19 protein-coding genes are annotated in these 25998 nt (G+C 56.7%); 13 read left to right on the top strand and 6 right to left on the bottom strand.

What is annotated here, in order from left to right:
- The first annotated feature begins 134 nt into the window (after positions 1–134).
- Together mprF and MKZ07_RS21400 are read left to right on the top strand one after the other, a co-directional pair.
- Entirely contained in the window at positions 135–2789 is a 2655-nt protein-coding gene (gene mprF, locus MKZ07_RS21405; protein WP_036692074.1) for a bifunctional lysylphosphatidylglycerol flippase/synthetase MprF, read from the top strand.
- Between the two features lie 161 nt (positions 2790–2950).
- Positions 2951–4009 (top strand): hypothetical protein, encoded by a 1059-nt coding sequence (locus MKZ07_RS21400; protein ID WP_341027441.1) that lies wholly within the window; start codon positions 2951–2953, stop codon positions 4007–4009.
- Positions 4010–4484: 475 nt separating this feature from the next.
- Here the strand turns inward: MKZ07_RS21400 and MKZ07_RS21395 are convergent, their stop codons facing one another.
- On the bottom strand, positions 4485–6155 hold the full coding sequence (locus tag MKZ07_RS21395) for an ATP-binding cassette domain-containing protein (protein ID WP_051493251.1): 1671 nt from the start codon (positions 6153–6155) through the stop codon (positions 4485–4487).
- Positions 6152–6964, bottom strand: coding sequence for an ATP-binding cassette domain-containing protein (locus tag MKZ07_RS21390; protein WP_341027440.1), 813 nt, complete (start codon positions 6962–6964; stop codon positions 6152–6154). Before MKZ07_RS21390 ends, MKZ07_RS21395 begins: the two co-directional genes overlap by 4 nt.
- A gap of 224 nt (positions 6965–7188) precedes the next feature.
- Here MKZ07_RS21390 and MKZ07_RS21385 point away from each other — a divergent pair, with 224 nt between their 5' ends.
- The gene (locus tag MKZ07_RS21385; RefSeq protein ID WP_036692081.1) at positions 7189–7797 is read left to right on the top strand and encodes a biotin transporter BioY; all 609 of its coding nucleotides are present in this window, start codon (positions 7189–7191) and stop codon (positions 7795–7797) included.
- Between the two features lie 381 nt (positions 7798–8178).
- Here the strand turns inward: MKZ07_RS21385 and MKZ07_RS21380 are convergent, their stop codons facing one another.
- The 3 genes from MKZ07_RS21380 to MKZ07_RS21370 all read right to left on the bottom strand — a co-directional run bounded on the left by MKZ07_RS21380 (position 8179) and on the right by MKZ07_RS21370 (position 12544).
- Positions 8179–9663 (bottom strand): alpha-amylase, encoded by a 1485-nt coding sequence (locus tag MKZ07_RS21380; protein ID WP_036692084.1) that lies wholly within the window; start codon positions 9661–9663, stop codon positions 8179–8181.
- A gap of 117 nt (positions 9664–9780) precedes the next feature.
- A complete protein-coding gene (locus MKZ07_RS21375; RefSeq protein WP_036692086.1) occupies positions 9781–10626 on the bottom strand; it encodes a DUF72 domain-containing protein in 846 nt (281 codons plus the stop codon).
- A 325-nt stretch (positions 10627–10951) separates the two neighbouring features.
- Positions 10952–12544, bottom strand: a complete 1593-nt coding sequence (locus MKZ07_RS21370; RefSeq protein WP_036692090.1) for a histidine kinase N-terminal 7TM domain-containing diguanylate cyclase — start codon at positions 12542–12544, stop codon at positions 10952–10954.
- Between the two features lie 380 nt (positions 12545–12924).
- Between MKZ07_RS21370 and MKZ07_RS21365 the strand changes: the two genes are divergently transcribed.
- The 6 genes from MKZ07_RS21365 (at position 12925) to MKZ07_RS21340 (ending at position 19652) form a co-directional block, all read left to right on the top strand.
- Positions 12925–13707, top strand: coding sequence for an ABC transporter ATP-binding protein (locus MKZ07_RS21365; protein ID WP_036692092.1), 783 nt, complete (start codon positions 12925–12927; stop codon positions 13705–13707).
- Positions 13708–13709: 2 nt separating this feature from the next.
- The gene (locus MKZ07_RS21360; RefSeq protein WP_076159314.1) at positions 13710–14522 is read left to right on the top strand and encodes an ABC transporter permease; all 813 of its coding nucleotides are present in this window, start codon (positions 13710–13712) and stop codon (positions 14520–14522) included.
- Positions 14522–15376 (top strand): ABC transporter permease, encoded by an 855-nt coding sequence (locus MKZ07_RS21355; protein ID WP_051493253.1) that lies wholly within the window; start codon positions 14522–14524, stop codon positions 15374–15376. Before MKZ07_RS21360 ends, MKZ07_RS21355 begins: the two co-directional genes overlap by 1 nt.
- 206 nt (positions 15377–15582) lie before the next feature.
- Positions 15583–16692 carry an ABC transporter substrate-binding protein gene (locus MKZ07_RS21350; protein ID WP_051493254.1) on the top strand — a complete coding sequence of 370 codons (1110 nt, stop codon included), beginning with the start codon at positions 15583–15585 and terminating at the stop codon, positions 16690–16692.
- A gap of 98 nt (positions 16693–16790) precedes the next feature.
- Entirely contained in the window at positions 16791–18254 is a 1464-nt protein-coding gene (locus MKZ07_RS21345) for a CoA-acylating methylmalonate-semialdehyde dehydrogenase (protein ID WP_036692094.1), read from the top strand.
- Between the two features lie 30 nt (positions 18255–18284).
- Complete coding sequence (locus MKZ07_RS21340; RefSeq protein WP_036692097.1) at positions 18285–19652, top strand: aspartate aminotransferase family protein; 1368 nt, start codon at positions 18285–18287, stop codon at positions 19650–19652.
- On the opposite strand, the gene MKZ07_RS21335 is transcribed toward MKZ07_RS21340, so the two are convergent.
- Positions 19618–21306 (bottom strand): PucR family transcriptional regulator, encoded by a 1689-nt coding sequence (locus tag MKZ07_RS21335; RefSeq protein WP_036692099.1) that lies wholly within the window; start codon positions 21304–21306, stop codon positions 19618–19620. The two genes, MKZ07_RS21340 and MKZ07_RS21335, sit on opposite strands and share 35 nt — an antisense overlap.
- A gap of 304 nt (positions 21307–21610) precedes the next feature.
- Between MKZ07_RS21335 and MKZ07_RS21330 the strand changes: the two genes are divergently transcribed.
- Genes MKZ07_RS21330 through MKZ07_RS21315 form a run of 4 tightly spaced genes read left to right on the top strand, consistent with a single transcriptional unit; the run spans position 21611 to position 25991 of the window.
- Positions 21611–23002: an NAD(P)-dependent oxidoreductase gene (locus tag MKZ07_RS21330; RefSeq protein WP_341027438.1), complete on the top strand. Its 1392-nt coding sequence runs from the start codon at positions 21611–21613 to the stop codon at positions 23000–23002.
- 32 nt (positions 23003–23034) lie between these two features.
- Complete coding sequence (preA, locus tag MKZ07_RS21325; protein ID WP_036692104.1) at positions 23035–24324, top strand: NAD-dependent dihydropyrimidine dehydrogenase subunit PreA; 1290 nt, start codon at positions 23035–23037, stop codon at positions 24322–24324.
- A 1-nt stretch (position 24325) separates the two neighbouring features.
- Positions 24326–25753 carry a dihydropyrimidinase gene (hydA, locus tag MKZ07_RS21320; RefSeq protein ID WP_036692106.1) on the top strand — a complete coding sequence of 476 codons (1428 nt, stop codon included), beginning with the start codon at positions 24326–24328 and terminating at the stop codon, positions 25751–25753.
- Between the two features lies 1 nt (position 25754).
- Positions 25755–25991: a hypothetical protein gene (locus tag MKZ07_RS21315; protein ID WP_036692109.1), complete on the top strand. Its 237-nt coding sequence runs from the start codon at positions 25755–25757 to the stop codon at positions 25989–25991.
- Positions 25992–25998: the final 7 nt, after the last annotated feature.

Genomic DNA, 25998 nt, shown 5'->3' with positions numbered 1-25998 from the left:
TGCCGTCTTACTCTTGTAAGCGTGTGACCATTATACGGGAGTTCTGCTGCGGATCTTGTTATAATGGGTTCGTATGAAGAGGGCTGAATATGTTCAGGTAACAAGAGCGTTCGGCAGTGAGGACAGGTGAAGTCATGCATACTGTAATCAAAAATAAATTGGAACGCTTCAAAATCGTACGGCTGCTGATATCCATTTACCGGATTAAGGCGGTGCGGGCGCTTTTTCCGCTGCTGATTATCGGGCTGGTCTATCTGGAGGGGCAGCATGAGCTGAAGCAGATTCACATGGGTAAAATCATCCGTGATCTGAAATCCGTTCCCGTGCCCTCTATTATGCAGATGCTGGGAATATCGCTGCTGTCAGTGGCAGTTATGAGTACTTATGATTACTTGATCCGGCGGCATTTCCGCCTGCAGATCGGCTGGCTGCGGACCTTCCGTTATGCCTGGATTGCCAATACGTTCAATAATATGATCGGATTCGCCGGTCTGGCTGGCGCGGGCCTTAGAACGCTGCTCTATAAGCGGAGCAGTGTGCCTGCGTCCTTGCTCGCGCCGGCCATTGTGTTCCTGTCACCGCTGATGATTACAGGGCTGTCGCTGCTCGGGTGGGGGACGATTACCGGGCTTCTGCCGGCGGACCGGTTGCTGGAGGCGCATCGCTGGCTGGGTTTTGCAGTCTGGGGGATAGCACTGTATCTGCCGTTCTTTGTACTCCTCCAGCGCTCTGCGCTCTTCGCCAAATGGGTCAACCGGGGTGAGGGGAGAACCGCCTGGCTTACTGTGGTTGCTTCTGTAGGTGCCTCCTTCCTGGAGTGGGTGTTCGCCGGGCTGACCTTCTGGTTCATTGCCGGTGAGATGCTCGGAAGCGCTCCGTTTCTCACCATCTTCAGTATCTATGTTGTGGCTGCGATAGCGGGAATTCTAAGTATGGCTCCCGGCGGCATCGGCGCGTTCGATCTGATTGCACTGCTCGGGCTTACCCAGCTTGGCATCAAGAGCGATCATGCCATGGCAGTCCTGGTCATCTACAGATTATTCTATTACATTATCCCCTGGCTGCTCGGGCTGGTGCTGGCTGCGCTGGAGTTCGGGCTGCCGGGTACGAAGGGCACTGAACGCAGCGGCGACAGAGTCGAAGCACCCCTGACGGTATGGCAAAAAATATGGGGCTGGCCCGGCCAATATACCTTCCTCAGTGATCTGGGCGTATGGGCACTCGGTAAGCTGGTCTTAGCCAGTGGCCTGCTTCTGCTGTTGTCCGCAGCTACGCCTGAGCTGCTCTACAGGCTAAAGGTGACAGAGGAGCTGCTGTCGCTGCCCGTGATGCAGATCTCGCACCATCTGTCCGTGCTAATCGGCTTTATGCTGATTCTGCTGTCGCGCGGGATCTCCCTGCGTGTCCGTAGAGCCTATGTCTGGACAAGCCTGCTGCTGCTTAGCGGGGCGGTCTTTGCATTCACGAAGGGGTTCGATTACGAGGAGGCCCTGTTCCTGCTGGTGGTGGGGATGATTCTCTGGATCTCACGAAGCCGGTTCTACCGGATCAGCGTTCCTTTTAGCGCTAAAAGCACTTTATGGTGGCTGCTCCTGACTTCGGCTGTAGCCCTTAGCTATTACGGGCTGGCGAGTTATACCCATCACGGCTTCCTGAAGCATCTTCCGCCCGGCATCCAGCCGGAATGGCTGCGGCAGCACAGTAATGTGGCCGTTACGGCGGCCGGCGGACTGATCTTCTCCTGGCTGCTGCTGACGATGCTGGTAGCCCTCAGGCCGCAGCACAAGGCAGATACGCTTCTCGCGGATAAGGATATGGCGCGGCTGGAGCGCTTCCTCTCAGAAGGCTGGGGCAATGCCTTAAGCCACATGCTGTTCCTTGGCGACAAAAGCTTCTATTGGGCCCAGGAAGGCCGGGTGCTATTCGCCTTCGCCAGAGTCCGGGACAAGCTGGTGGTGCTGGGTGACCCGCTGGGGCCGATGAATCTGCTTAACAACGGAATCAGTGAGTTCAGGCAGGCTGCCGACTTATATGGCCTATCTGTAGTCTTCTATCAGGCGACCCCGGCGCATCTTCCGCTCTATCATGAGCAGGGCTACCGGTTCTTCAAGCTGGGGGAAGAGGCGCTGGTTCCGCTTGCGGACTTCAGCATTAGCGGTTCGCGGAACGCCAGCCTGCGTAATGTGAAGGGGCGGTTCGAGCGCGAGGGCTACCGTTTCGAGATTACAGAGGCACAGCACTCGAAGGAGCTGCTGCAGGAGCTTCGCCTGTTGTCAGAGGAATGGCTGGCCGGGCGAATGGAAAAAGGCTACTCACTGGGCTGGTTCAGCGAGCCATACCTCCAGCTCGCACCGCTGGCGCTGCTGCGCGGACCAGAGGGCCATCTGCTGGCTTTTGCCTCCATGGCTCCTGGCTATGACGGGCAGAAGACGGTCTCGGTGGATCTGATGCGCCATCACAAGGATACCCCGAACGGCACTATGGACTACCTGTTCCTGTGCCTGCTGGAATGGGCGAAAGCCCGCGGATACAGAAGCTTTAACCTCGGGTCTGCCCCGCTGTCCAATGTCGGGGGCCGCTTTGGAGCGCTGCGGGAGGAGAAGCTTGCCCGATTGGTTTTTGAACGCGGCGGCCACTGGTACGGCTTCTCCGGTCTGCGCCGGTATAAGGAGAAGTTCAACCCGGTATGGGAGCCGCGCTATCTGGCCTATCCCGCTGCTGTGACTCTCCCTCTGTTGACCCTGGATCTGGTGAGGCTGGTCTCCAGACATCCGGAGGAGGAGGAGTGAGTTGAATAGCCTGTTGGTGATTGGCGAATAAGCCTTGTAATAGACGGAAGACCGGATACGGCGACAAGGAGTTGCGGAAAATATTTGATTTTCTGCAACTTTTTATATATCCAGGCGTCATAAACAGGGATTCGAAAATCGCGTAACAGGAGGATTATTCTATGTTCAAGAAGGTATTAGTTATTTCTGCGTTGACTATGGGCCTGCTGATTTCCGCCGGTCCGGCGAATGCCGGCCCCAAAGAGCAGCCGGTTAATGAGCAGACCGATGTGGTATGGGTTAGCGGAAATGCAGTGGCACTTGTGGATCATGTGAATAATAGAGCCGATATCGTTGACTTACATACAAACACTGCGATTACGATATCTGAGGACTCCAGCCGTATCCTGGACTTACAGGTGATGAGCAGTCCCCCGAAAATTGTGCTGCTTAAACAAGGCAAGGGCACTAAAATTTCGAAATCCGTATTCTCCTCTAGTGGACGTCTCCTCAGCAAAACGGATATCCCGCTTAAAACGGCAGGGGATAAAGTGAAATGGGTAGCTCCAAGCGGTAAAACCAATGAACGGATCATGGTCCAAGCGGGGAATACCTTCAGCCTCTATCAGTATCCCTGGGCGAAGCCGAATGTAACTTACAATGCCAAGTTCGTTGATAAGGGCTATGAGAATATATCTGTAATGGATTGGGATTTTCAGAGATACCCGTATTTGGCGGTTAAGTATCAGGCACAGGGCATTATGAGCACGGACTATCTGGTGAAGCTGGTTAATCTGTATTCAAGAAATGAGACGGTAATCAAGGACTTCAATACGGACTTCTCCATTCAATCCAGCGGGAACTTCTATGCGGCCTACACTTCCTACACTTATCAGCCCGTACCGGGGAATGTCAGCCGTCCTTCAGCCGATGAGGCTCAGAAGGTCTTCCGGTTAATCAGCAAAGCTACCGGCAAAGAAACGGCTTCAGTACAACAAATCTTCAAAGAGGAAGGCGACATTTCCGGTTGGGTTACGGGAGCGGTTAACGGTCAGGTTTTTGTGGGGGATCTGCAGGGGCACTCATGGTCTCTATTCTCTCAGGGGGGCGCGGTGCTGCTGAAGAATCAGGAATGGCCGAAGAATGGCACCACCAAATTCCTGTACGCTAATGTGAAGTCGAAAACAGCGTATTTCCTGGATTATTCCTCCGGTGATATCTCGGTCCTTGCAGTACCTTGAAGTAATTAAAGCTGCTGTAGCTGCAAAAAAGTTGCCGCCCTCTCCGATAGCTGGGGGGGCGGCTTGCTTTTGATTAGGAGTGTGCGCTGTTGGGGGGAGTACTCGGACGCATGCTAAAGGAGTAAATGGTGTACCAAGATTGTATGAGAAAAACCGAATACATTGGACGGCGAGAGGTAGCACGAGCCGAATGTATGTCAAAAACAGCATACAATGTGCAGCTAGAGGGGGCACGGGCCAAATGTATGCCAAAAACAGCATACAATCAGCAATGGGCTGACGCGAGGGAGCGTAGGCCGAATAAAGGCCGATGGAGCAAAAATCAGGGGCGCTAGCGCCCCTGATTTAGCTGGATGCCCCATAAGTAGGTGGATAGCTAAGGCGGGTTTAACTATATTAGCTGCGAAGCACGTATAAGTTCTTGCATGATCCATCCGCTAAGGTGATTTTGTTCGCGGACTCGCTCCGTATCCGCTCAGCTAATCCGGGCTACCCACCACAGTGTAGCTGCAACAGCCAGGATACCTATCGCTGCCAGTGTATCACGCCTGCTCCAGCGGAGCTGATAGACAGGGGTCCGCTGCTTGGCGGGATCATACCCCCTTGATTCTACGGCTGTCGCCAGCTCATCGCCCATACCCAGGACAAGAATCAGCAGAGGCACGATGATTAGGGCGATCTGCCTCGGGGACCAGCGGGCCATTCCGCGGGCGCGTCTTCCGCGTGAGCCCAGCGCAAGCTGCAGCTGGGCCAGCTTGCTGAGAATCCACGGCACGAACTGCAGGGTCACGGATACGGCAAGCGACCAGTTACGGGTGCGGATGCCCAGGGTCCGCAGTGGAGCGATGCCCCATTCCAGACCCTCGCGCAAGGGGGCTCCGGTGGTCGTCTCGGTGAACAGGAAGCCCAGGGCAATCAGCAGCAGGAAGCGCAGCACGCTAATTCCCCCGCGCTCCAGTCCTGCATAGCTGAAGCTGAGCGGCCCGAGTACGAGGTCGGGAGAGCTCCAGCTAAGGCCGGACAGCAGCCAGAGGAACAGGAACATCAGCAGGAACGGGCGGAAGAAGCGGAAGGCCCGGCGCCAGGAGATGCGAGCCGATGCCGCGAGCCCGGTCAGCAGCCCGGTGGTAAGCAGCAGCGGAAGCAGAGTGTTCATCCCTAACAGGACCAGCGAGCCGAGAATCATCCCCAGCCATTTGGCCCGGGGATCAAGGCCTTGCCAGCCAGATCTGCGTGGAGGGTCCTGTTCGCGACTTGGGCTGCCGGATGTTGAAGCGCCACTGCGTGCAGAGTCGCCAGAGTCTGCGTGCCTGCTGTCTGCTTGCGGGATAGGCAGCGGGTGCTTTTCCAGCCCTGCCAGCAGCTCCTCCAGACTGTCCGGGACTGCTCCCAGCAGGCCATGCTGCACTGCTCTGCGTCCCATGGAAGCATAGACGGGGGGCGTGAGTCCGGCGTCTGCCAGCAGGCCGGGGTCGGCAGTCAATGCCGGAGCAGGACCGTCATAATGAATAGCGCCCTGCTTCATCACGATGACCTTGTCTGCAACCGGCAGGAAGCTGTCCAGATCATGGGTGCCGATGATCAGGGTCAGGCCGCTGCTGCGCAGCTGCTGCACCATTTCGAGCAGTGCTTGCGCTGCCTGCGGGTCCAGCCCTGCGGTCGGCTCATCCAGAATCAGGAGTCCGGGTTCTACGGCCAGGGCTCCCGCAATACATACGCGCCGCTTCTCACCTCCACTAAGCAGAAAGGGTGAGCGCCCGGCGAATTCATCGTAAGCCAGCCCGGTCTTCGCCAGGGCGCTGGCGATGATCTCTGGACGCTTCTCCTTGGACACCCCGCGCTCCATTAGGCCGTATTCGATATCTTTATGTACCGTAACCGCGAACAGCTGCGTCTCCGGCTGCTGGAACACCATGGATACTGCTTCGGCGGTCTTGGAGTCCGTCTTCTTCCCGTGATCGTAGAGTATCTGCCCGGAGGAAGGCTGTGCAAGACCCGCGAGCAGACGGAGCAGCGTAGATTTACCGCTCCCGTTCACTCCGCAGAGGACGGTCAGCGTACCTGTAGGGATATCAAGAGAGATCTCATGAACCGCTGGCCTGCTGCCTTCATAGCAAAAGGAGAGCTGCTCTGTATGAATTCTCATAGCAGCTCCTCCAGATTCTGCCCGGTCAGCGGCAGCAGATGAAGCGGCCAGCCCTGCTTCAGCAGCAGCTTCCCGACCCGGACAGCCGGAGAAGGAAGCCAGCCGAGTGTCTCCGGCAGATCCGAGGTATAGAACAGGCTGCGCGGGCTGCCGTCATAGAGCAATTGTCCCTCGCCCAGCACCGCGATGCGCGGGCTTGCGGCTAGCTCCTCCATCCGCTGGGTGACCCAGAGGATGGTAGTCCCCGCCTGCCATAGCCCCTGGGCCAGCTCCAGAATATCTGATCTTCCCTCAGGGTCCAGCATCGAGGTGGCCTCATCGAAAATGATCATATCGGCTTCCAGTGCCAGGCAGCAGCCTACCGCCAGGCGCTGGCGTTCTCCGCCGGACAGCGTGGATACCTCTGCTTCTGCTTTATGGCTTAGCCCTACCTGCTGTAGAATCTCATGGATTCGTGCAATCATCCGCTTCCGTTCCAGTCCCCGGTTCTCCAGCCCGAAGGCGATATCCTCGAAGGGGGTGGAGCCCACCGTCTGTGCTTCGGGATTCTGAAATACAAGCTGCACATGTTGCTTCACAGCCGTCCGGTTCTCCGGCAGGCGCAGGTCCAGTCCGGCCACGGACAGACTGCCGCCCGAGGGGGTATTCAGTCCGTTGAAGGAGCGGATGAGCGAGGATTTGCCGCAGCCGTTGGCCCCTGTGAGTGCTACCCATTCCCCGGGCTCTATATGAATGTTAATCCCTTGCAGTACCGTACGGCGATGCTGCCCCTCCCGCACAGACAAGCTTATATTATGCGCCCTGATCATCCTCATGCCTGCTTTCCGTCCAGCTCTAGTCAACAATTGCTACCCATTATAACAAAGTTTTCAGGATTGATGTATCTGGAGGGGGATGTTATAGTGATCCCAAGTGAAAACGGCTTTGCCGTCCTTCTAAAGGACGGTACCGTTTCTGCGGGAAATAGAAGGATAATTTGTAGCGTGAAACATATAAATTCTTATATTTTAAAAAAAGGGGGAACCTCCCGGCCATGAAGAAATGGACAACCCGCGGCCTGATATTCAGCGCTTTATTTGCCGCTGTCATGATAGCTCTGAGTTATTTAAAAATCTCGCTGCCCTTCTCCACGGTACCCATCACCATGCAGACCCTCGCGGTAATGCTGGCTGGTTCTATCCTTGGGGCCCGTTACGGGGCGCTTGCTGTACTGATCGTAATCGGACTCGCTGCTGCCGGATTCCAGGTGATGGGCGGAAGCGGAGGATTAGCGGTCCTGGTTGGCCCTACCGCCGGATATATCTTCTCCTGGCCGTTCGTGGCCTGGCTGATTGGCTTTTTCGCCGAACGCATCAAGCAGGACAAATACACCTTCGCGAAGCTGCTGGCCGTTAACTTTATCTTCGGGGCACTGTTAGTTTATCCGGGCGGTGTGGGATGGCTTGCCTATTCTACAGGCATGGATTCACTCGGCAAGGCACTGACGGCTGGCATGTGGCCGTTTCTTCCGGGCGACCTGCTCAAAGCAGTCCTGTGTTCGGCTGTAGTAACCGCAGTATGGAAGGTATATCCGATCGAACGTATTCTGAACAATGACACAGGCGTCTGGGCTGACGGGGATAACACAACCACAAGCCGCTAACCAACAGAAGCAAATGCTAACTGCAAGCTATGTCTTGCACAGCATAAATAGGCGAATTCATAGCCCCCGTGGCGTGGATTCGCCTATTTTGCGTTATTCATAATAGAAATTCTGTAGAGTTCATCAGATGTTGTGCATGTTGTGGATAAGATGTGGATAACATCGGGGATAAATCCCATTGTTGGAGCTGAAAGTGGGCCGGGTGAGTACCAGATGAGCAAATAAGTAGCTTGTTTTCGTTTATAAAGAGCAATATATTTCTTTTGTGGATAATATGTGGATAAAATGGGAGGTTTTTTGCCCGGGGAGTGAAGCCGCTTCACAGCTATAAAAGAATGCCGTCCCCTAATCACAGGGCCGGCATTCTTCATCTTTACAAGCTTACTCCTCCGCGCAGGCATCGGCCGGCTTCGGCTCGGGTAAGGCCCAGACGGAGACGCTGCCGCCGTTCACCGGGAATACGGCCCAGCCGTCTTCACCGATGGTGACGGACTCCTCACGGTTATGGGTGAAGTCCTCCCATACCTCCCCGCTGCGCGCTTCGCCCACGAACATCCGCTTCTCTCCGTTGTCTCCGTTGGAGATGACTACAGCGCAGCCGGAGCCTTCGATCTCCTGAACGCCGCGCCGGACCCAGCCGATGGTGTTCGGATGGTCGAAGTAATCGTCCTGCTCCCCGTACGCCTTGGTGTAGCGGGCGCAGAGCAGAGGATCGATGGCGTCCTTCTTGCCTTCCATCGGGGCAGGGCCGCCGATGCCGTAATAATCCCCGTAGAAGACCACGGGATATCCGTCGCGCCGCAGCAGAATCAGGGCATAGGCACTTTGCTTGAACCAGTCGCCCACCCAGGATTCCAGCGCTTCATGAGGCTGGGAATCATGATTGTCGACGAAGGTGACAGCATTCGCGGGATGTGTCTGGACCAGCGTATCATCGAAGATATGCGTCAGGTCGAAGTCCCGGCCTGCCAGTGCAGCGGAGTACAGCTTGTAATGAAGAGAGACATCGAACAGATCGATCTGGTAATCGACAGTGTTCAGGAATTCGCGGCAGGCCTCCAGATTGGAGTTCCAGAATTCACCGACGATGTAGAAATCCTCGCCGCGTTTCTTTTTCATCTCCATGGCGAATTCCTTGATGAACTCGTGGTTGATATGCTTGATTGCATCCAGCCGGTATCCGCTGCATTGCAGCGTATCCACCAGCCATTTGCCCCAGTTCAGCATCTCCTGCTTCACATCTGCATTGAGGTAATCGATGTTGGCGAACATCAGATAGTCGTAGTTGCCGAATTCGGTATCCACATTCTCATTCCAGCCTTTATTCGTGCCGTCAATCCGGAAGACGCCGCTGCGGCCTTCCTTGGCATCGAAATCGGTCCCGTTGAAGTGAGTATGATTCCACTTGAAGCTGGAGTATTCATCCCCGCGCCCCGGGAAATCGAATTTGGTCCAGCCTTCAATCTCGAACGGCTCGGAGATATCCTTGGTACGGTCGTTTCGATCCACCTCAATGACCTCGAAGACCTCCGTCTCATCCGCTCCGGCTTTATGGTTCATGACCAGATCCACGTAGACCGCAATGCCGTTCTTCAGGCACTCGGCAATCGCGTCGATTAACTCCTGTTTGGTTCCGTACTTTGTGCGCACATCGCCCTTTTGATCGAATTCACCAAGGTCGTAGAGATCGTAGACCCCATAGCCGGTATCTTCGGGCGAGACGGCCTTAGTCACAGGGGGGACCCACACCGAATCAATGCCCGCCGCCTTCAGCTCCGGGGCCATCTGGGCCAGGCGTTTCCAGTGTTCTCCGTCCGCCGCGACATGCCATTCAAAAAATTGCATCATAGTATGATTTCTCTTCATATAGGTAGGCCTCCTTTACATGTGTAAGACAACTCCGACGGTTACCCTGATCTGGAGATTCTGGTAATGCTGGCGCTTCAGCAAGGAGTAGAAGAGATATATGTAGACCTCTGTACATCAGGTGAACAAGTCCAGCTGGCGCGGGGCCAGTCCGCCGTCGATCCCGAGCAGCGATTGCAGCTCTAGAGCATTAGGAGTGGCATCCCCGGCAGAATTATTATTAAATACCACGTAAATATTCTTACAGGTCTGTTCAAGCTCCAGCAGCCGGTCCCGCCACTGCGTCAGTTCCTCGGTGCTGTAGCAGTACAGATAGCGAAGCTTGCGCCAGTCCGGGTGACTGCTCTGGTTCCAGCCTGCGGTGTTGCGCCCATGCAGCCGCACGTAGGTGAGGTCCGGCCGGGTGGCGACAGGGACAATCGGGACGGAGCCGGAACCTGCCTGCGGCTCGTCGGCTATCGTATGAATCCAGCCTTCCTGCTCCAGGAAACGGAGGGTCCGCTCACGCATCTCAGGGCTGTACCAGGAATCATTACGGAATTCGATGGCAGCGGGCACATCCAGCAGCAGCTCCTTCGCCTCACGCAGGAAATCCACGTTGTCTTTGGTGCAGTCGAACCAGGGCGGGAATTGAAACAGGGCCATCGCCAGCTTCCCCGCTGAGCGGACAGGAGCGATAGAGGTATGGAAGGCCCGGTACATCTCCTCCGGCGTATCGTAGTAATTCTTTTTTTCCCGCAGATGTCCGGTCATTCCCTGATAAGCCTTCACAATGAATTGGAACGCCTCCGGCGTCTGATTCACCCATTTCTCGTAATTTCGGACCGGCTGAACCGCATAGAAGGAGCTGTCAATCTCCACAATGGGAAAATGGGCGCTGTAGGCGGGCAGGCGGTCGGCGGGTTTGATTTTGCCGTACAGCTCCTCATGGTCTCCGAAGCCGGTCAGCCCAATCTTGATCATAGTCCCCTCCCCCTCACAACTACCGGAATTAAGACCGAACGGATCGGCTAACACTTATTAAACTGAAAACCCGCCTATGCAAACAACAGGAGAACAGGAATGACGGAAATCAGTGCGGAACCAGGAAAGAACTGGAGAGAAAAAGGGGCTATGGAAGCTGGTATCACCAAAAGAGCAGGCAGATATACCCGGCGGGTGCCTTTTATTCAAATATAAGAATTTTTATGGTACCGTCCTTTAAAAGGACGGCAAAGACGTTTCTACTTGATATGCGCTGAGAAAGCAGGAGGTGCCGCGCGGGGCAGGAAAAGAGGGCTTGCCTCCATCACATGGGCTTGAAGCGGGTGATGGAGGAGACGCCATAGAGATGAACGCTATTGCGGCCGTTCCGCTTGGAGGAATAGAGGGCGTGGTCTGCTTCTGAGAGCAGCTCCTCCAGTGAGATCGAACGGCGGAAGGCTTCAGTTACGCCGAAGCTAGCTGTGATTTTAATGGTTCCGGTGAAGGTGGAGAAGGTGCTCTGCTCGATGTCCCTGCGGATGCGCTCAGAGATCAGGGCCGCTTCCTTCAAGGGGGCTCCCGGCAGGCTTAAGACGAATTCCTCACCTCCGTACCGTCCGAAGACGTCCCCCTCCCGGACATGCTGGCGGCATACGCTTACTACATGCTGTAAGGCCATATCCCCGTGCTGATGCCCGTAGCGGTCGTTAATATTCTTGAAGAAATCGATATCCAGCAGGATGACCGAGAAAGGGGCGGCGGAGCCGGCAGCTTCCTTCAGCCGCTCTCGGCTCAGCTCCATGAAGTGGGTCCGGTTGTAGATGCCGGTCAGGCTGTCGATGGTGGCGAGCTGTAGCAGCTTGTCCTGGAGCAGGGTCCGTTCAGTAACATCGATCAGCATGATCATCCGCCCGGCGAGATGGCCGTCATGCTTCTGCACCGGGGAGGAACGGACCTGATAATAGCGGACTTCTCCGCCGGAATGCCACACCAGCTCCTGCTCTTCACTGATCTGCGGATTGGAATTCATTACATAATCGACCGCCTCTTTGCCGGCAGGCAGGAAGAGCTGGGCCAGCGGGCGGCCGATGGCGGCAGCATCCAGATCTTCAAGCATCTCGGCAGCGGCCCGGTTATAGTCCACCAGCTTGTCGGAGAGGTCCATGACCAGTACGCCGTCGCGCATGCTCTCGAACAGATTCTCGCGGGCAATCGGCGCGGCAGTCAGCATCCCTCTGGACAGAATGGCCCATATATACAGGGACGAGGTTACGCTCATCACAACGGGAACAGGGTCTGTTCCATACGGAGTCAGGTCCATCAGATAGAGGAAGGCCCCCAGCGCAGGCAGGAATTGTCCGACAAAAATAATCAGCATCTGCCGCAGATAAGCCCGCCGCATCCGCCCCCAGCGCCAGAGGATCAGGCACATACCCGCCAGCATACAGCCGAAGGTCAGACTGCCCTGCACGATATACCAGGGCCCCATGACGATATCCACCAGCGGTGTAGGTGCGTCTCCCCGGAAGTAGATAGACTTATAGAACAGGTGATGGGAGTCGTTGGTCCAGACAAGCACCGTGGAGATCACGGGGACGGAGTAGAGGAAGACCAGCAGTTTTTTGGAGACCAGCTTCTCTAAGCCTACGAAATGCATGATCATCAGCAGACTGGAGGGCGCGATGTACGGCATTCCGAGATACTCCAGCTTGATCCAGAACTTAATCTGTTCCATCGAGTTCCCTGAGAGTTCAAGTGCGAAGGCAAATGTGTATACCGCCGAGGCGGCGGAGCTGACGATGAATGCGCGCAGACCCGAGAAGTCAGTCTTCCTGTAAAAAGCAAACAGGGCGAGCAAGGCGTTCAGCACACCGGAGATCGAAACGATAATAATGTAGTTGGAAATCATAGATGCCATGGGGAATGCCTCCATGGGTTGGGATGAGCATAGGACATTGGGAATAGTCTCCTGGACACAAAATGACATGCATGTAAAGGATAGCACACATCCGCGAAGATGACATGGCGGGGTGGCGCAGCCGTTTCCACTTATGGTTACTTACTATTTTATCGGCAATCCGTTCTATTATTTACACTGTAAGCGGCCCCTTAGACAAAGTGACGGAATTTCACAGCCTCAATCTTACGCTTTGTCTAATGTGGGATTAGCAGGCAAAGTGTAACATGTTAATTAATCCTACATGAATAAATTAAAAGCACGGAAAACGCGATAATGACGCGATTATTATGTTATTTTAATTAACATTAAATAGATTCAGGGATGGAGGGGGACTGGAGATGTCACTAGTAGCAGCAACAATTCCTGAAATACAGCTGGAGCATGTCGAAATGCGTTACCAGACGGAGACGGCAGATGTGCTGGCCCTGCATCAGGTAAGTCTTGATATTGCCAAGGGGGAGTTCGTCTCCCTTCTGGGCCCTTCCGGGTGCGGAAAGACTACGCTGCTGAGGCTGATGGCAGATCTTATCACACCAACGGCAGGGAATATCATGGTGGCAGGCAAAAGCGCCAAGGAGGCCCGGCTGGCCCAGAAATACGGCATTGTGTTCCAGAGTCCGGTGCTGTATGACTGGCGGAAGGTCAAGCATAATATTACGCTGCCGCTCGAGCTGCTGGGCGTTAAGAAATCGATCCGTGAGGACAAAGCGCTGGAATTGCTGGATCTCGTGGGCCTGCAGGGCTTCGCTGATAAGTATCCCTGGCAGCTCAGCGGGGGGATGCAGCAGCGCGTAGCCATTGCCCGGGCACTCTCCATGGAGCCGGAAATTCTGCTCATGGATGAACCGTTCTCGGCGCTGGATGAATTCACGCGCGAGCGGCTGAATGAAGAGCTGCTCTCCGTCTGGAGTAAGGTGCAGAGCACGATTGTGTTCGTTACCCATAGTATTCCCGAATCGATCTTCCTGTCGGACCGGGTATTCGTTCTGTCTCCGCATCCGGGCAGGCTCTCGGCAGTCGTTGATATTCCGCTGCCCCGTCCGCGAACGGCGGACATGAGGAACAGTCCGGAGTTCTTCGAGCTGATTGCCCGTATCCGCGACAGCTTCGAAGGGGTGTAGCTATGAAGCTGAACCGTGCGTTAATGCGGGGGCGTACACTGCCGCTGCTTATCTGGATCTGCGGCCTGCTGGTGCTGTGGGAGGCGGTCTCCTGGTGGCTGCTGCATGTGGCGAAGACGCCGCTGGCCCAGTCCAAGCTGCCTTATGTCCACGAGGTGGCGCTCACCCTGTGGCAGTACAGCGGCACCCTTCTCCGGGAAGGGGGAGCCACCTTCGGCAATGCCGGGGTGGGCTTTCTGATTGGCGCGCTCTCCGGAGTGCTGCTGGCCGTGCTGATGAGCCTCTCCCGGATGATAGAGCAGCTTGCCTTCCCGTATGCCGTTGCTTCGCAGATGATTCCGATTCTGGGGCTAGCGCCGATCATATACGGGATTGTGCGGGATGAGCAGATGTCGAGGATCATCATCTCCGGCTATATCACCTTCTTCCCGGTGGCGCTGAATATGCTGCGCGGTCTGCGGAGTGTGGACCCTTCGGCCCTGGAGCTGATGCACTCTTATGCCGCTAAGCCGTGGGCTGTATATTGGAAGCTGCGTTTCCCGGCAGCACTGCCGGGGCTGTTCAGCGGTCTGAAGATTGCCGCGCCGCTGGCTGTAACCGGCGCAATTCTGGTCGAGCTGATGGGTGCGCAGCGCGGGATCGGGGTTATTATGCTCCGCAATCTCTATTATGGACCCTCCCATACCTATATGTTCTGGTCCACGGTGCTGGTCGGTGCTCTGCTGGGTATGACCAGCTATTGGCTGATGAGTCTGGTGGAACGTCTGGTAGCCCCCTGGCAGCCGGAATTCCGTCCTCAAGGAGGCAGCCGCTAATGGACATCAATACGGTTCGCGAATTCTCGTCCTCTAACAACGTTATTACGGCAGATACGGATCAAAGCAGAGATCCGTGGAAATTCCTGAGATGGCTGAACCCCGGGTTCGTGCTGCCCCTGCTTGCCGGAGCTTTGTTCCTGCTGCTGTGGGAGCTCCAGATCTTTCACCGTATCTTCGATCTGAAGAAATATCAGCTCCCCTTGCCCTCCGCCATCGCTGAAGCGATGCGGGATAATCTCAGTCTGCTGCTCTCTTACACCGGGTATACCCTCACTGAAGCTGTTCTTGGTATGCTGATCGGCTCCGGCTGCGGCTTCCTGATTGCCTTGGCTGCCACAGCCTGGCCCCGATGGGGCGGCGGCAGCCTCACGATGGTAGCTGCACTCAATGCCGTGCCTATTGTGGCGCTTGCCCCGATCATGAACCTGTGGTTCGGAGACGGCATCGGCTCGCGGGCGGCGATTGTGACCGCGACCACGATGGCGGCTATGGCGATCAATGCCTACAAGGGCATGGCGGATGTAGACCCGCTGGCGCTGGACCTGATGCATTCCTATGCGGCAGGCAAGCGGGCGGTATTCCGCCATCTGCGGATTCAGAACAGTCTGCCTTATGTATTCACCGCCTTGAAGATCAACGCAACAGCGAGCATGATCGGGGCAATTGTCGGGGAGTTCTTCTTCTCCTCGCGGGGGCTCGGGTATCTGCTCTCGAATTCCATCAAGGTGGCGAAGATGCCGCTGGGCTGGGCCTGCATCGTGCTTGCTGCGGTTGCCGGAGTAATCTTTTACCTGGCCGTGGAGCGGCTGGAAAAGGTATTTATCAAGTGGCACCCTTCCCGGCGAGCGTAGCGTGAATTCCCGCAGTATCCGCTGCGCCCGTAATCGCAATGCCTGTAATCGCAACATCTGCAACCCTGGAACTGTTACATCCGGTTTGTATGCTGGCAGGAGATAAAGAAGCTGCCAGGCACAAGCTGTATGCATATAGCAATAAGAGCGCAATCATGCTGTGTCAGGCTGTCTTACAAAAAACTTGAGTGGTAGGGGGAGTTGCTATGATGAAGGGTAAACAGGGCAAAACTCGTGGCGGGTTATGGCTTGCGGCGGTTCTAATGCTGATCTCGCTGCTTGCAGGCTGTGGCGGTAACAACAACGCCGGTCCCTCCGATGCAGAAGCGACTGCGGGGAATGCGGCGTCAGCTTCGCCGGAAGCTGCGGCGACCACAGAACCGGCGGCTGAGCCGGTCACTGTGAAGCTGCAGCTCAAATGGGTGCCGCAGGCACAGTTCGCAGGGTACTTCCTGGCGCAGGACAAAGGGTATTATGCGGCAGAGGGCCTGAAGGTCGAGATTCTGCCGGGCGGGCCGGATATCGTGCCTGAGCAGCAGGTGGCCGGCGGTTCGGCCGATATCGGCGTGGACTGGGTGGCGAGTCTGCTGACCAGCCAGGAGCAGGAGATGCCGCTGGTGCAGATCGCCCAGATTTTCCAGAAGAGCGGGCTGGTGCTGGTATCCAAGAAGGAAGCGGGCATCACTACACCCGCTGAGCTGAAGGGCAAGAAGGTGGGCAACTGGATGGGCGGCAATGAGTTTGAGCTTCTGGCGCTGTTTGATAAATACAAGCTGGATTCAGGCAAGGATCTGAACTTCACCAAGCAGGGCTTCACGATGGACCAGTTCCTCGGCGGTGAGCTGGATGCGGCCTCGGCCATGACCTATAACGAATATCAGGTGGTGCTGGAGTCGGGCATCAAGGCAGAGGACCTCAGTGTTATCGACATGAATGACGAAGGTGTGGCGATGCTCGAAGACAATCTGTTCGCCAATAAGGAGTGGCTGGAGGGCAACAAAGAGACGGCTGCCAAGTTCGTCCGTGCTTCCCTGAAGGGCTGGGCGGATGCGATTGCTGATCCCGAAGCGGCTGTGGACAGTGTGATGAAGCTTGCCGAGGCGGGCAGCACGACCCGGGAGCATCAGCTGACGATGATGACAGAGGTTGCCAAGCTGATCCAGCCGGAGGGCTTCGATGCTTCCAAGTTGGGGTATACGGATGCTGCTGCTTTCCAGCAGACCGCCGATATCGCGCTGAAATTCGGGGTCATTAAGACGGCTTCCAAGGTGGAGGAGGCCTACACGAACGAGATTGTGGAGATGGCGGCGAAATAACAGGTAATAGGATTCCTTCATAGCTGAAGCAGATGGCCGCCTGGTAAGGCGGTCATCTCTTCTAAATAGCGACGAACACAGGAAAAGAGGTGCAGACGATGACACTGCTCACGGGGCAGGCCGGTAAAGTGATGAACTATGTGAATGGAGCTTGGGTGGAGTCCTTATCCGGGCGGCAGGAGGAAGTGTTCAACCCGGCGACAGGTGAGGTGATTGCCTATGTGCCGATTTCCAGCCGGGAGGAGCTGAATGCGGCGGTGCGGGCAGCTTCGAGAGCCTATTCCGCGTGGAAAAGAGTCGCCGTTCCGCGTCGGGCCCGCTATTTCTTCCAGTACCAGCAGCTGCTGGTGCAGCACAGCAAGGAGCTGGCTGAGCTGATTACGCTGGAGAACGGCAAAAGCCTGGAGGAAGCGCTGGGCGAGGTGCAGCGCGGCATCGAATGCGTGGAATTTGCTGCCGGCACTCCTACGCTGATGATGGGCAGTCAGCTGCCGGATATCGCGACAGGCGTAGAGTCCGGCATGTATCGTTATCCCCTGGGAGTTGTGGGCGGCATCGCCCCGTTCAACTTCCCGATGATGGTGCCCTGCTGGATGTTCCCGCTGGCGGTAGCCTGCGGCAATACCTTTGTTCTGAAGCCCTCCGAGCGGACACCGCTGCTGGTGAACCGGCTGGCGGAGCTGTTCGCAGAAGCGGGCTTCCCGCCGGGGGTGCTGAATGTAGTACACGGGGGGCATGAGGTGGTGGACGGCCTGCTGGCGCATGAGGAAGTGAAGGCTGTCTCCTTCGTCGGCTCGCAGCCGGTGGCGGAATATGTCTATAAGCAGGGGACCGCACATGGCAAGCGTGTGCAGGCGCTGGCCGGCGCGAAGAACCATTCGATCGTGCTGAAGGATGCCGATCTGGACCATGCGGTGAAGAATATTCTATCCGCAGCCTTCGGCTCCGCGGGCGAACGGTGCATGGCCTGCGCTGTAGTGGTGGTGCAGGAGGACATTGCCGATGAGCTGGTGAGCCGGATCGCGGAGGCCGCGGACGGGCTGAAGATTGGGAACGGCAAGGATGAGGGGGTGTTCCTGGGCCCGGTCATCCGGCAGGCGAACAAAGACCGGACAATCGATTACATTGAAGCTGGGCTTGCCGAGAAGGCGGTGCTGGTGCGGGACGGCCGCAAGGATGCTGCGGCCGCAGGCAGCGGCTATTTCCTGGGCCCGACGATCTTCGACCATGTGCAGCCGGGTATGAAGATCTGGCGTGACGAGATCTTTGCGCCGCTGCTGTCAGTGGTGCGGGTGAAGAATCTGGCGGAGGCGATAGCGGTCACCAATGAGTCGCCCTTCGCCAACGGAGCGTGCATCTACACGGACAGCGCCAGGGCGGTCCGCGAATTCCGTGAGGAGATCGATGCCGGGATGCTGGGCGTCAATCTGGGCGTGCCTGCGCCGATGGCGTTCTTCCCTTTCTCAGGGTACAAGAAATCGTTCTATGGAGATCTGCACGCGAACGGCCGTGACGGTGTGGAATTCTACACCCGCAAGAAAATGATTACCGCGCGTTACTAAAAGAAGGAAAGCTAAGGAGGAGAGTGTGTCATGCAGAGTCTGGGCAAAGAAAGCGAGCTGGCGGTTAAGAAGGACCAGCGGTACTTGTGGCATAATATGACCCCTTACAGTGAGCAGCATCCGCCGATGATTGCAGCTTCCGCAAGCGGCTCATGGGTTACCGATATCGATGGCAATAAATTCCTGGACGGCATGTCCGGCCTGTGGTGTGTGAATGTAGGGTACGGGCGCAAGGAGCTGGCGGAGGCGGCGTACAACCAACTGCTGAGCCTGCCCTATTTCCCGCTGACGCAGAGCCATATGCCGGCCATCGCGCTGGCCGAGAAGCTGAATGAATGGCTGGAGGATGAGTATGTCATCTTCTTCTCCAACAGCGGCTCGGAAGCGAACGAAGCAGCCTTCAAAATCGCCCGCCAGTACCAGCAGCAGACCGGCCAGCCTGACCGCCATAAATTCATTGCCCGCTACCGGGGCTATCACGGAAGCTCGCTGGGCGCCCTGGCGGCGACCGGGCAGGCGCAGCGCAAGTACAAGTACGAACCGCTGGGAGGCGGGTTCCTGCATGTAGCGCCGCCTGACAGCTACCGCCGTCCGGCCGGCATGACTGAAGAGGCGTTCAACCTCCAGTGTGCGCAGGCGATTGAGGATATGATCGTCTGGGAAGGCGTAGCCTCTGTAGCGGCGGTGATTATGGAGCCGGTCATTACCGGCGGGGGCGTGATCGTCCCGCATCAGGTCTATATGGACCGGGTGCAGGAGATCTGCCGTACCCACGGCGTATTGCTGATTATCGACGAGGTGATCTGCGGCTTCGGGCGGTCCGGCCGCAAGTTCGGACATCACAATTTCGGAATCAAGCCCGATATTGTCACGATGGCGAAGGGGCTGACGAGCGGCTATCTGCCGTTATCGGCTACCGCTGTACGTAAGGAGATCTACGAGGCCTTCAAGGATAACAGTGATGACTACGGGCATTTCCGTCATGTGAACACCTTCGGCGGCAATCCGGCTGCCTGTGCGCTGGCCCTGCGCAATTTGGAGATTCTGGAGCAGGAGCAACTAGTGGAGCGGGCCGGAATTCTGGGCCACAGGCTGGCGGACGGGTTCGCCGGGCTGCTTGGGCATAAGCTGGTTGGTGATATCCGCAGCTTCGGGCTGGTCGTTGGGATTGAGCTGGTGGCGGATAAGTCCACCAAACAGCCCGCCGAGCTAAGCATCGTCAAGGGGATTATTGCGGACTGCAAAGCCAAGGGGCTGATCATCGGCAAGAACGGCGATACGGTGGCTGGCTTCAATAATGTGCTCACCTTCGCTCCGCCGTTATCCTCGGCAGATGAGGATGTGCAGTTCATCATCGATACCTTCACAGCTGTGCTGAACGGGAGCTGGGCAGAGTGAATTTCTCCGGGTACAGGAACTGGTAGGCGCGCAGGGCGACCTGAATGGAGATCCGGTTCTCCGGGAGCATGAAGTCCTCGCCGAGCAGCTCGGTGATTTTGTCCAGCCGGTAGTAGAGGGATTGCCTGACGATGAAGAGGCTGCGGGCGGCGATCTGCTTCGACCCGTCATGATCGAGGTAGACGCGCAGCGTCAGCAGCAGCTCGCTGCCTTTTGCCTCATCATGGTCAATCAGAGGGCCGATATAGCTGCGGATGAAATTCTCCAGCGTCTTGCCGTCGTTCAGGCTCAGCAGCAGCTGGAAGACGCCTAACTCCTCATACATGAGGACCGGCTTCTGGTAACAGGAATAGAGGGACAGCGCTTGTACCGCTTCCTGGTAACCGGCATGAGCATGCTTTAGGCCCCGGTGGGACTTGCTGACTCCGATGACGAGCTGCAGGTCCTTCAGCTTCTCATCCGCACGGATATGCTGCAGGGAATCGAGTGCCTGCTGCAGGCGCAGCTTGCCGGGCAGCTTGGACTGGATATCCAGCGCAATGACGGTCAGCCGGTTGTTCTTCAGGGTGATCAGCGGCCGGAGCGAGTACTTCTCGAAGATGGAGCGCAGGATGAGCGAGAGATGGAAGGTGATGGATTCCCAGTCATTCTCCGAGCTGTTCCATTTGACATCCCGGGGATTCTCGATCTCGATCAGGCAGACCCGGTAGGGCAGTTCATTAACCAGGTTGAAGTCCGGGCCGACCAGTCCCTTAAGCCGGTTGTCGTCCTGAGTGCGTCCCCCGACCAGCTCATCCACCCACAGATTCTCCGAGAACAGCTTCCGTTCCTCCATGTACCGCGTGCGGAGCAGCTCCTGTGCGATGGATAAGGAGGCCGAATCGAGCAGCAGGCAGTCGAATTCCTGCGGCTTGTGATTACAGACCATCAGGATATAGGCCCAAGTCTGGTCCAAGGCTCCAACGGGCTTCACGGCGATGGTCTTATGGCCGTATTCGCGGATATAGGGGGCGGCCTCCGGCACTGCTCCCTCCATTTCTTCGCTGAAGGTCTCGAAGAAGCCAAGCAGCGGACGCTGCTCCTCTGGCGCAAGGGCCGGGAAGAAGAGAGGTTTGCCTTGCAACTGCATATAGAGAATCTGTGTGCGGGTGCTTTTACATAACAATTGCAGGACCTTAAGGGTTCCCTGGGAGGTTAGGGTCAGCCGGTGGAATTCGCGGGAGATACTCTCCAGCTCTTGCAGCATCCGGTGGTGGCGGTTGATGATGAGGGAATGCAGATCGAGTGTAATATCGACGAACCGTACAGTGCGGGTAAATTGGATCAGCGGAAAATCATGCAGGTTCGAAAGAGCGATCATCTCCTGCGGAATGGCACTGAAGTAAGCTCCCAGCTCAATGCACAGGCAGGCGGCGTTCTTATCAATCAGATTCTGCATGAAAGACAGGGCGGCATCCAGATCCGTGCTTGCGCTCATTCCGGTGGTCAGAATCATCTCTTCCCCGTGAATCAGACTCTCCAGGCTCGCGCTCTCCAGCACATGCACCCAGCGGATGGCCCGGTTCAGGCCGTTTCTTCCCCCGATCAGCTCAGCTTCAGCGAACAGCGGCCGCTTCAGCGCGTCGCGGATCGTAAATACAAGTTCCCAGTCCATAAGCTTCCCCCTCATTCCCTTCGTTCTCAGGCCATTCTCACAGGTAAAAAAGTGACTTTTGAAATTAGACAATCTGTCTAATGTAACGAAAAAGCGGATTGACTATAGTTTGAATATAATATGTCAGAAAACTTAACTTAAATTGGAGTGTGATTAGCGATTTTATTGGCTTGAAGTTTATTTTACTACAATAATTCTTACAAGTATGCAAAATATTAAGGCGATCATCGTAATAATGTTATATTATATAACATAAATTCGAGCCGAGAGTGGAAGCTACTTTGGCCAGAAGGAGGGGTACCCGATGGAGCAATCTTCACCGTTAACCACATTGACACCGGAGCTGTTCATGCGTAATTTTGCCGAGGCAGAGCCGGGGCTTACCCGCAAGGGGGCCATCGAGGAATCCAACCGCTGTCTGTACTGCTATGATGCGCCGTGTATCAAGGCCTGTCCGACCAGCATCAATATCCCTTCCTTTATCAAAAGAATCGCGACCGACAATCTCAGGGGATCGGCGCAGACCATCATGGATGCCAATCCGGTCGGCGCAAGCTGCGCAAGGGTATGTCCTACGGAGGAGCTGTGCGAGGGAGCCTGTGTGCTGAACGGCGCTTCCGCGCCGATTGAGATTGGCCTATTGCAGCGGTACGCTACGGATTGGGCGATCCGCAGCGGGCTCCAGCTTTTCCAGGCGGGTGAACCTAACGGCAAGAAAGTAGCGGTGATCGGCGGCGGACCGGCAGGTCTGTCAGCAGCCAGAGAGCTGGCACGCGAAGGCTTCCAGGTAGTGATCTATGAGGCAAAGCAGCTGGCCGGTGGCCTGGATACCCACGGGATTGTCTCCTTCCGGCTGCCGCAGGACATCTCGCTCTGGGAAGTGGAGCAGGTGGAGAGGCTGGGCGTAGAGGTCCGCACGGGAATGAAGGTGGGAGTGGATGTTTCCATAGAAGAGCTTAAGGCCGGATATGATGCGATTGTGCTGGCGGCCGGAATGGGTTACGTCCCCCCGCTGGGGATTGAAGGCGAGAAGCTGTCCGGTGTCTATGATGCGATCGAGCTGGTGGAGACCACCAAGACCGGGATTCCCGCCCTGGAGCTGATGGGACAGCGTGTCGCTGTTATTGGTGCAGGCAATACGGCCATTGATGCGGCCACCTGCTCGGTGCGGCTCGGCGCGGCGAACGTGAAGATGATCTACCGCCGGACGCGCGGGGAGATGACGGCTTATGATTTCGAATATGAATTCGCCAAGCAGGAGGGTGTGGAATTCAACTGGCTGACCCTGCCGAAGCGGATTGTCGGGGATGGAGAGGGGAATGTTGCGGCACTGGAATGTGTGCGGATGGAGCTGACCGGTGAGGCCGGGCCGGATGGACGCCCCACTCCCGTGCCGGTGGCAGGCTCGGAATTCCTGCTCCCGGTGGATGCTGTAGTGGTGGCTATCGGCCTGAAGCGTCGGATGGACCTCATTGAGGCGTTGGGGCTTAAGCATACGCGGGGTGTAGTGGAGATTGATCCCGCAACCGGCCGCACCTCTGATCCGCAGATTTATGCTGCCGGCGATATTGTTTTTGGCGCAGGGACGGGGGAGGCCATGGTGGTCTCTGCCGCACAGCAGGGCAAAGATGCTGCCTATGCGATTGTGAAGCAGTGGTCAGGCCGTCAGGATGGCGTAACCGGCTCTGCCGTATAAAGCGGATTTCATAGAAGAGGGAGGGAATGGCAATGGCAGATCTCAGTATTGATTTTGCAGGCATCAAGTCACCGAATCCATTCTGGCTGGCCTCTGCGCCACCTACCAATACAGGCTATCAGGTGCAGCGCGCGTTCGAGGCAGGCTGGGGCGGCGCGGTGTGGAAGACGCTTGGGGAGCCGGTCATCAACACCTCGGCCCGGTTCGCCGCCGTTCATTTTGGCGGACAGCGTGTGGCGGGCTTCAACAACATTGAGCTGATTACCGACCGTCCGCTGGAGGTCAACCTGAAGGAAATCTATGAGACGAAGCGGAGATTCCCGCACCATACGATTATTGCTTCCCTGATGGTGGAGCCGAAGCGGGAGAAGTGGCATGAGATTGTGAAGCGCGTGGAGGCTATCGGGGTAGACGGTCTGGAGCTGAACTTCGGATGTCCGCATGGCATGGCTGAACGCGGTATGGGCGCGGCTTCGGGCCAGCAGCCTGATCTGGTGCAGGCGCAGACCACCTGGGTCAAGGAGGTGGCGACTACACCGGTCATTGTGAAGCTGACGCCGAACATCACCGACATTACCGTGGTGGCCCGGCATGCCGTCAAGGGCGGAGCCGATGCAATCAGCCTGATCAATACGATCAACAGTCTGGCGGGTGTGGACATCCACAGCTGGAATACGATTCCGAATGTCGGCGGACAGGGAGCACACGGCGGTTATTGCGGACCGGCCGTCAAGCCGATTGCCCTTAGCATGGTGGCGGAATGTGCCCGGGACCGTGAAGTCGGCGTGCCGATCTCCGGCATCGGCGGCATCTCCACCTGGCAGGATGTCGTCGAATTCATGCTGATGGGCTCAACCGGGATTCAGGTCTGCACAGCGGTTATGCATCATGGCTTCAGGATTGTGGAGGAGATGATCGACGGTCTGAACCATTACCTGGACGAGAAGGGGCTGGCTTCGGTAACCGAGCTGATTGGCAAGTCGGTGCCCAAATATTCCAACTGGGGCGATCTTGATCTTAATTATCAAGTCGTTGCGCGGATCAACGAGGAGAACTGCATCAACTGCAATAAATGCCATATTGCCTGCGAAGACGCCTCTCATCAATGCATCGATATGCTGACGAATGCGGAGGGCAAGGCGATTCTGCAAGTGCGCGAGGAGGATTGTGTAGGCTGCAATCTGTGTTCGATTGTCTGCCCGGCAGACGGAGCCATTGATATGATTACCCTTGAGGGCGGAGCGGCCCCGATGAGCTGGAATCAGCGCAGCCGGATCATCAGCGGGGTTAACGGTGCTTATTCGGAAGCGGAGGTGGGTTAAGATGAAGAAGATCATCAAGCATGGAATTATCGTTACAGCGGCAGATACGTATAAGGGGGATGTGCTGATTGAAGACGGAATCATCAGCAGCATCGGCCTGAATCTGGAAGCGCCGGGAGCGGAGATCATTGATGCTTCCGGCTGTTATGTCTTTCCGGGAGGGATTGATCCCCATACCCATCTGGATATGCCCTTCGGTGGTACGGTTACCGCCGATGACTTCGAGACCGGCACAATTGCCGCTGCTTACGGCGGAACCACCACGGTGATTGATTTCTGCCTGACCACGAAGGGGCAGCCGCTCCAGCAGGCCGTAGATACCTGGCATCACAAATCGCAGGATAAAGCGGTCATCGACTACAGCTTCCACCTGATGGTGTCAGAGCTGAATGATAAGGTGCTCAGCGAGCTGCCGCAGATTATCGAGCAGGAGGGCATCACCTCGCTGAAGGTGTTCATGGCCTACAAGAATACGTTCCAGGCTGACGACGGGGTGCTGTATAAGACGCTTCAGGCGGCGAAGCGCGAAGGGGCGCTGGTCATGGTGCATGCCGAGAACGGCGATGTCATCGAATATCTGGTGGACCAGGCGCTGGCCGCAGGCAATACCGATCCGATCTATCATGCGCTGACCCGTCCTCCTGAGCTGGAAGGCGAGGCGACGGGGCGGGCGGCTTATTTGACCGGGCTGACGGATTCGCAGCTCTATGTAGTGCATGTCACCTGCGCCGAGGCGGCCTGGAAGATTGCGGAGGCCCGCAAGAAAGGGCTGCGCGTCTACGGCGAGACCTGCCCGCAGTATCTGGTACTGGATCAGTCGGCGCTGGCGAAGCCGGACTTCGAGGGAGCCAAGTATGTCTGGTCCCCTCCGCTGCGCGAACAGTGGAACCAGGATGTACTCTGGGATGCCCTCTGGAGCGGGACGCTGCAGACCATTGGCTCTGACCAGTGCTCGTTCAACTTCAAGGGGCAGAAGGAGCTGGGCCGGGGCGATTTCTCGAAGATCCCGAACGGTGGACCCACCATCGAGGACCGGTTCAGTGTCCTCTACTCCGAAGGGGTGCAGAAGGGCCGCATCACGCTGAACAAATTCGTGGATATCATCACTACCTCAAGCGCTAAGTTGTTCGGCCTGTTCCCGCAGAAGGGCACGATTGCCGTGGGCAGCGATGCCGATATTGTGATCTTCGACCCGGCAGTGGAGCGGACACTGTCGGCAGAGACCCATCATATGAATGTGGACTACAATGCATTCGAGGGGCTTACGGTCAAGGGCGAGCCGGTCTCTGTGCTGAGCAGGGGAGAGTTTGTCATCAAGAACAAGGTATTCGTCGGTGCCGCAGGACAGGGGAAATACCTGCACCGCAAGCGCTTCGAGGCTGAAGCACCCCAACCGGCCCAGGCAGAAATCAGCGGAGGAGTGGTCTGAGATGTCAGCATTTGCAGAGTTCGACCGGGAACGGCAGGAAATCGACAATCTTATCGGGCTGGGCTACACCGTTGCCGGAATCTATGAGGATCTGGACGGTGCCAGGGTTACGTTCATCCGCAGTGAGCCGGCCGGCGGGCCGGTGGAGCTGCTGCTGCTCACAGCGGACGCGCGCAAGCATGTGACGACGCTGCTTGTTGGCCGAACCAGGCAGGCTGCTGCTGAGATTCATCGGTGAACCCGCA

It is taken from the genome of Paenibacillus sp. FSL P4-0338, assembly GCF_038002365.1.
Lineage (GTDB): Bacteria > Bacillota > Bacilli > Paenibacillales > Paenibacillaceae > Paenibacillus_AQ.
This window is presented reverse-complemented; position numbering and strand designations above follow the sequence as displayed.

Excerpts from the sequence above, each read along its gene's own strand:
- MKZ07_RS21330 (WP_341027438.1), top strand. The coding sequence starts at position 21,611 with ATGGAGCAATCTTCACCGTTAACCACATTGACACCGGAGCTGTTCATG.
- MKZ07_RS21390 (WP_341027440.1), bottom strand. The coding sequence starts at position 6,964 with ATGATCAGGGCGCATAATATAAGCTTGTCTGTGCGGGAGGGGCAGCAT.
- MKZ07_RS21350 (WP_051493254.1), top strand. The coding sequence starts at position 15,583 with ATGATGAAGGGTAAACAGGGCAAAACTCGTGGCGGGTTATGGCTTGCG.
- MKZ07_RS21365 (WP_036692092.1), top strand. The coding sequence starts at position 12,925 with ATGTCACTAGTAGCAGCAACAATTCCTGAAATACAGCTGGAGCATGTC.
- MKZ07_RS21335 (WP_036692099.1), bottom strand. The coding sequence starts at position 21,306 with ATGGACTGGGAACTTGTATTTACGATCCGCGACGCGCTGAAGCGGCCG.
- MKZ07_RS21355 (WP_051493253.1), top strand. The coding sequence starts at position 14,522 with ATGGACATCAATACGGTTCGCGAATTCTCGTCCTCTAACAACGTTATT.
- MKZ07_RS21315 (WP_036692109.1), top strand. The coding sequence starts at position 25,755 with ATGTCAGCATTTGCAGAGTTCGACCGGGAACGGCAGGAAATCGACAAT.
- mprF (WP_036692074.1), top strand. The coding sequence starts at position 135 with ATGCATACTGTAATCAAAAATAAATTGGAACGCTTCAAAATCGTACGG.
- preA (WP_036692104.1), top strand. The coding sequence starts at position 23,035 with ATGGCAGATCTCAGTATTGATTTTGCAGGCATCAAGTCACCGAATCCA.
- MKZ07_RS21380 (WP_036692084.1), bottom strand. The coding sequence starts at position 9,663 with ATGAAGAGAAATCATACTATGATGCAATTTTTTGAATGGCATGTCGCG.
- MKZ07_RS21385 (WP_036692081.1), top strand. The coding sequence starts at position 7,189 with ATGAAGAAATGGACAACCCGCGGCCTGATATTCAGCGCTTTATTTGCC.
- hydA (WP_036692106.1), top strand. The coding sequence starts at position 24,326 with ATGAAGAAGATCATCAAGCATGGAATTATCGTTACAGCGGCAGATACG.
- MKZ07_RS21370 (WP_036692090.1), bottom strand. The coding sequence starts at position 12,544 with ATGGCATCTATGATTTCCAACTACATTATTATCGTTTCGATCTCCGGT.
- MKZ07_RS21395 (WP_051493251.1), bottom strand. The coding sequence starts at position 6,155 with ATGAGAATTCATACAGAGCAGCTCTCCTTTTGCTATGAAGGCAGCAGG.
- MKZ07_RS21375 (WP_036692086.1), bottom strand. The coding sequence starts at position 10,626 with ATGATCAAGATTGGGCTGACCGGCTTCGGAGACCATGAGGAGCTGTAC.
- MKZ07_RS21340 (WP_036692097.1), top strand. The coding sequence starts at position 18,285 with ATGCAGAGTCTGGGCAAAGAAAGCGAGCTGGCGGTTAAGAAGGACCAG.
- MKZ07_RS21400 (WP_341027441.1), top strand. The coding sequence starts at position 2,951 with ATGTTCAAGAAGGTATTAGTTATTTCTGCGTTGACTATGGGCCTGCTG.
- MKZ07_RS21360 (WP_076159314.1), top strand. The coding sequence starts at position 13,710 with ATGAAGCTGAACCGTGCGTTAATGCGGGGGCGTACACTGCCGCTGCTT.
- MKZ07_RS21345 (WP_036692094.1), top strand. The coding sequence starts at position 16,791 with ATGACACTGCTCACGGGGCAGGCCGGTAAAGTGATGAACTATGTGAAT.